This window comes from Methanobrevibacter curvatus (assembly GCF_001639295.1).
Lineage (GTDB): Archaea > Methanobacteriota > Methanobacteria > Methanobacteriales > Methanobacteriaceae > Methanoflexus > Methanoflexus curvatus.
The window spans coordinates 1-719 of the sequence record NZ_LWMV01000127.1 but is presented as its reverse complement, the minus strand read 5'-3'; the positions used below and the strand labels follow the sequence as shown (position 1 = coordinate 719).

General features: G+C 32.3%; 1 pseudogene. It reads right to left on the bottom strand.

The annotated features are described in order from the left end of the window. A pseudogene (locus MBCUR_RS03285) lies at positions 1–719 on the bottom strand (hypothetical protein); the annotation flags it as partial.

Here is a 719-nt window from a genome sequence, read left to right as displayed (position 1 = left end):
TTGGCACTGACAAAGATCAATCTAGTATCTAAAACATCAGTAATATTCACATTAGTCGCAGTATCAGGACCATGATTAGTTACATTAATAGTATACTCAACCAAAGCACCATTCAAAACAACACCAGACACATTCACAGTCTTAACAATACTCAAATTAATACTCTCAGTAACATTCAAAGTACTATTATTATCACCACTACTATTATTACCAGTATTATTCTGATCAGACCCAGTAACATTAGCCACATTACTTATATTTCCAGTACCATTCAACTGAACAATTAAGCTAATAATATAAGAATCACCATTCAAAATACTTGAAATAGTCCAATTAACAGACTGACCTACACGAGTAGGAGACCCATTGGCACTAACAAAAATCAATCTAGTATCTAAAACATCAGAAATATTCACATTAGTCGCAGTATCAGGACCATGATTAGTTACATTAATAGTATACTCAACCAAAGCACCATTCAAAACAACACCAGTAACATTCACAGTCTTAACAATACTCAAATTAATACTCTCAGTAACATTCAAAGTACTATTATTATCACCACTACTATTATTACCAGTATTATTCTGACCAGACCCAGTAACATTAGCCACATTACTTATATTTCCAGTACCATTCAACTGAACAATTAAGCTAATAATATAAGAATCACCATTCAAAATACTTGCAATAGTCCAATTAACAGACTGACCTACACG